At 71.2% G+C, this 5,273-nt stretch carries 4 protein-coding genes; 1 reads left to right on the top strand and 3 read right to left on the bottom strand.

Features of this window, described 5'->3' with window-relative positions; translation table 11 throughout:
- From NON19_RS32920 to NON19_RS32910, 3 genes are all read right to left on the bottom strand, one after another.
- On the bottom strand, positions 1 to 1,615 hold a 1,615-nt coding region (locus tag NON19_RS32920; protein WP_255932947.1), incomplete at its 3' end, for an LCP family protein.
- A 115-nt stretch (positions 1,616 to 1,730) separates the two neighbouring features.
- A complete protein-coding gene (locus NON19_RS32915) occupies positions 1,731 to 2,936 on the bottom strand; it encodes an LCP family protein (protein ID WP_255932946.1) in 1,206 nt (401 codons plus the stop codon).
- A 126-nt stretch (positions 2,937 to 3,062) separates the two neighbouring features.
- Positions 3,063 to 3,818: a TIGR03089 family protein gene (locus NON19_RS32910; protein WP_255932945.1), complete on the bottom strand. Its 756-nt coding sequence runs from the start codon at positions 3,816 to 3,818 to the stop codon at positions 3,063 to 3,065.
- A 167-nt stretch (positions 3,819 to 3,985) separates the two neighbouring features.
- Here NON19_RS32910 and NON19_RS32905 point away from each other — a divergent pair, with 167 nt between their 5' ends.
- Positions 3,986 to 5,245 (top strand): peptidoglycan recognition protein family protein, encoded by a 1,260-nt coding sequence (locus NON19_RS32905; protein WP_255932944.1) that lies wholly within the window; start codon positions 3,986 to 3,988, stop codon positions 5,243 to 5,245.
- Positions 5,246 to 5,273: the final 28 nt, after the last annotated feature.

The following is a 5,273-nucleotide window of genomic DNA, read 5'->3' as shown; positions in this document are numbered from 1 at the left end:
GGGCTGCGGTGGGGGCCGGTGGGGGGCTCAGGGGTTTGCCGGGGGTGGTGAAGTCCTTGCCCAGGGTCAGGGTCATGGGGGCTCGGGGGGCGGCGTTCTGGGTGCCCTGTTTCAGGGCGGACGCCGACAGGCCCATCATCGAGGCCAGGCGGCGGGCCTGGTCGGCCTGGTTGGGGGCGTAGACCAGCGTCGTCTTGTCGAGGGTGCCCGGCGCGTTGCCGCCGTTGCTGGACCGGGTGACGCCCTCGGTGTTCTGCAGCCAGTCGAGGGTCGCCTGGGCGGCGCCGAACGTACCGCTGCCGTTGAGGACGTTGACCCGTACGTCGATCGGCGCGGCCTTGGGACCGTCCAGCGGGTTGGGCGCGTGGGAGGCGGACGCCTTGGGCTTGGTCGAGGTCAGCGAGTTGTCTGCCTGGACCATCTCGAACAACTCCTTCGCGGAGGGGTTGTTGAGCACCACGCTGGTGTGCACCTTCTCCGCCGGGTTGTCCACCACCGGCACCGTCGCGAACGTGATGTTCTTCGGCGGCACCGAACTCAGGTCCTGCGCAAGGTCGCTGAGCTTCTTCACCGAGCCGATCCCGGTGTCGACGGTGAGCGCCTTGGTCGCCACGTCCGCCAGCGTCCACAGCTTCTTCGGATCGGTCAGGGTGCCGCTGGACTTCATCTTCCGGATCAGCGAACTCAGGAACTGCTGCTGGAGTTTGATGCGGTCGAGGTCGCCGCCGAAGCCCACCGAGTGCCGGGTACGGACGAACGCCAGCGCCTGCTCGCCCTCCACGACGTGGTGGCCCTTGCTGAGCTTGAGCCCTGAACCGCCCTTGTCGTCAATGTCCTTGCCCACGCAGACATCGACGCCGCCGACCGCCGTGGACAGGTCCTTGACCGCGTTGAAGTTGGCCATCATGAAGTGGTCGATCTTCAGGCCGGTGAGTGCCTCGGCGGTGCGCATGGTGCAGCCGGGGTCGCGGCCCTCCTGGCCGAGGCTGGTGTTGAAGCGGACGTTGTGCTCGCCGGGGATGACCTTGGTCGAACCGTCCTTCTGCCTCGTCGGGCAGTCCGGGATGTCGGTGATCAGGTCGCGCGGAATGCTCAACGCGGTGGCGTTGCTGCGGTCCTTGGAGACGTGGAACAGGATCGTGGTGTCGGCATGGCCGACGCTGCCCTCGTCTCCGTACTGGCGGCCGAGGCCCACCCGGCTGTCGGTGCCGATCACCAGGATGTTCATCGGGCCGTCGGTGGTGGCGTCCTTGCTGCCCGCGTCGCCCACGTCAACGGTGCTGATGTTGTTGTTGAAGTGCTGGTAGACGAGGTAGCCGCCGATACTGACCGCGACCAGCGCGAAGCCGACGCCGCCCGCGGTCCACACCATGGCCCTGCGCTTCTTCGACGGCTTGGGCTTCGGTTTGCGGCGGCTGTTCGCACCGCGCGTTGCGCGTGCGGCGCTCCTGCTGGGTGGGGGCGCGTCCTGAACAGGTGCCGCCTCGCCGGGAGTTGGCGCGCTGGCGTTCTGCTCGCCGGGTGGTGCGTCCATGCGCAGTTGGTACGTTCCGGTCTGCGGATCGAACACCCACTGGTCGGCGGGGTCGGTCTCCCCACGGCCTTGCGCGTCCATGGTCGCCGAGCCCTCCGTCGCTGCGAGACGTCCAACACCTAGCGGCCAAGTTCAGCGTCTGAACCGCTCTCGTGACAAATCGGCGATCGGATTGTTGGCTTATTGGGGTTTTTGGTTAACGGTGCCGTTGACCGCAGACGTCATGGGCTGCGGTGGTACCGACGTATGTGGGTAGCGCGCTGGGCGACGGTGACGGAGCCGGACCGGACTTGCCGTCGCCGTAACGCCCGGGCGGCGCCGGATTGCCGCTGGCCGGGTCCTGCGGGGGCTGCTGCGCCGCGGTGGTGGGGGCGGGCGCCCGTACCGCCACCGGCTGGTCCGCGCGCAGTGCCGCGAACAACTGGTCGGCCTGGGGATGCACCAACTGGTCCCGGTTGTAGTCGTCGGCATACGGCTCGCGCGGCACGGTGAGGAAGCGGATCCGGTCGGTCGGCGTCTTCTGCAGGCCGCGGATGACGTCGTACAGCTTGGTCAGCGAGTTCAGGCCGGGGTCGGCGGTGATGGACGAGGTCGCGGCGTCCAGTACCGGGTACAGCTTGGTGGGGTTGAACAGCACGCCGTCGCTTTGCATCCGGCGCACCAGCGAGGCGAGGAAGGCCTGTTGGCGGTCCATCCGCTCGGTGTCGCTGCCGTCGCCGAAGCCGTGCCGGGCGCGCACATAGCCCAACGCCTGCTCGCCGTGGAGCAGTTGGCGACCGGGGGCGAGGTCCAGTTTGGCGTCCTGGTCGTGCACCCGGTACGGGACGCAGACCTCCACGCCGTCGACCGAGTCCACCATCCGCTTGAAGCCGGTGAAATCGAGTTGCACGTGGTGGTCGATGCGAACGCCGGTCAACTGCTCCAGGGTACGGATCGCGCAGGCCGCGCCGCCCCAGGCGAAGGACCAGTTGAACTGGGCGAACTGCGCGGCCGTCTGGTGGCCGTCCGGCTTGCGGCAACTGGGTACGTCCACCATCAGGTCGCGCGGGATGCTGACCGCGGTCGCGCTGCCGCGTCCGGCCGACAGGTGCAGCAGGATCACGGTGTCGGAGCGGGCGGTTCCGCTGTCCGGGCCGTACCTGTCATTGCCGCCGCTGCGGCTGTCGGTGCCGATGATCAACACGTTCTGGGTGCCGTTGGCGCCGGGCGGCGGGCGCTCGGCCATGTGGCGGCGCAGCTCGGCCTCGGCGCTGGTGTCGGTGTGGATGTTGTCCTCAAGGTGGGCGTAGAGCAGCCAGCTCACCCCGGCGCCGACCACCAGCAGCAGCGCCGAGACCAGCGCGACCCAGCGCGGCCAGCGCCGGGGATCGCCCGTGGTGGGCGCCGGAAGGCGCCCCACCACGGGCGGGCGGCCCTTCCCGGTCTGACACGGCGGCCCCCAACGCTAGGCGGTGCGGATCCGTCGATCGTCCCTCGGAACGGGCGGTGCGGCCCGCGGGTGTGGGCCGAACGGGTGACGCTCCGGCCGTCAGACGGCCGAGTGGGTGACGCGTTCGCTCTCCCGGCGGCGCTGGAGGGCGTCCGCGTCGAGCCGGTCCAGGTTGCGGCAGAGCACCACCGAGCCGCCCGCCGCCAGCGGCGCCAGCAGACCGGAGGCCAGGCCCGCCCAGTCGTCGTAGTCGGCCGCCGACAGCAGCCGGGAACCCGGGGCCAGGCCTAGCTCCTCGGCGCTGCGCCGAGCGCGTGCGACGACCTGCGCGCCGGTCAGCTCCTCACCGCCGGGCAGCGCCAGGGCGGGCGCCTCCGGGTCGACGGGGGAGTACGGGGCGAAGCGGTCGCCCTGGCTGGGCACCTCGACGGCGTAGTCCACGAAGCCCTCCGGCGGCTGCGGGAAGCGTGCGCCCAGTGGCCGCAGCGACAGCGCCACCCGCTCGCCGCGGCAGGCCCGGGCGGCGTCCAGGTGGTCCGGGCCGCTCACCACCAGGTCGGCGGCGGCCGGGTCGCCGCCAGGTTCCGCGACCGTGCCGGTGGAGAAGCAGGCGAGCAGCCAGGCTGCGGTCTGCCAGTGCGCGGGCAGCAGCAGTGCGACCCGGTCGCCGGGCTGCGCGGCCAGGTCGTCCTGGAGCAGGTTGGCGGTCTTGGCCACCCAGTTGGCGAAGGTGGCCACCGACAGCTCGACACGCTCGCCGGTGGCGTCGTCGTAGAAGGTCAGCAACGGACGGGCGGGATCCGCGGCGAGCGCCGAGCGCAGGAGGTCGGCCGGGGTACGGGCGGTGTCGTTCACGCGGTCAGCGTACGTGGCCCCGGCCGGGGCGAGCGGGGCCGCCTGCGGCTCGGTCGCTGGTCAGACGGGGGCGAAGGGCTGACCGGGCGGTGGCCTGACGGTGGATCGGCTGACGGCGTGACACATAACGGGTCGCCATATTTGCCCGTTATGTCACTATTTAGGTCATGCGTGCATTCCTTGCTTCCGCGATCGGTGCCACCTGTGCGTGCACGGCCGCGCTCCTCGTATCCGCGGCCGTGCCCAGCGCGGCCTCCGCTCCCGTCCTGGGCGAGGCCGCTGCCACCAGGGCGGCTCTGGGGGACACCCACACCCTGCCCCTGACCCGACTTCCGGCCGGACGCGGCCTCGCCCCGGGTGCGATGGGGCTGACCGCACGGGCCGTCAAACCGTTCTCGATGCTCGGCATCACCTGGAACAGCGCGACCACCGGGCTCTACGCCACCGTCGAAGTGCGCAGCCGGTCCATGCGCACCGGCGCGTGGTCGCCGTGGCGGTCGGTGGAGGCCGAGAGCGACGACGTACCCGACCTCGACTCGCCCGACCGCGCCACCGGACGGGCGCGCGGCGGCACCGCGCCGCTGTGGGTCGGCGACTCCAACGGCATCCAGGTCCGGGTGGTACCGCGGCGCAGCGGGCGCAGCGCCGGTAGCCCCGAACTGCCCTACGGGCTGCGGCTCGACATGGTGGACCCCGGCGAGCCCGACTCGGAGGCCGATGAGCCCACGGACTCCTCCGACGAGGACGAGTTCCTCGCCGACGAGGCGGAGGAGTCCGCGGAGCCCGCGCAGGCCGTGGAAGGGCAGGAGCACAGTCGGGGCCTCGCGCCGCGGCCGCGCATCGTGGTCCGCGCGGGCTGGCACGCCAACGAGCACCTGCGGTCCGGCGGGTTCGTCTACACCCACACCGTGCGGGCGATCTTCGTCCACCACACCGCCACCGGCAACGACTACCGATGCTCCGACTCGCCCCGGATCATCCGCGGCATCTACCGCTACCACGTCAAAAGCCGCGGCTGGCGGGACATCGGCTACAACTTCCTGGTCGACAAGTGCGGCACGATCTACGAGGGCCGCGCCGGTGGGGTCGGTCGGCCGGTGATGGGTGCGCACACCCTCGGCTTCAACAAGAACACCGCCGGTGTCGCGGTGATCGGGACGTTCAACCACCATCGGCCCAGCGCGGCGGCGCTGCGCGGGCTGGCGCAGCTCTCCGCGTGGAAGCTGGGGTTGTACGGGCGGAACCCGGTCGGCCACGTCCGGTTGCGCTCCGGCGGCAGCAACCGGTACCGGCGCGGTGTCACGGCTCGGTTCAACGCCATCTCCGGTCACCGGGACGGGTTCACCACGGACTGCCCGGGCCAACGGTTGTACGCGCGGCTGAGCACGGTACGCGCTCGGGCGGCGCGGTTGCAGGGGCGGCGCTAGCTGGGTGGCGGTGGCGGTGGCGGGCGGG

Source organism: Streptantibioticus rubrisoli, assembly GCF_024436055.1.
Classification (GTDB): Bacteria; Actinomycetota; Actinomycetes; order Streptomycetales; family Streptomycetaceae; genus Streptantibioticus_A; species Streptantibioticus_A rubrisoli.
This window is presented reverse-complemented; position numbering and strand designations above follow the sequence as displayed.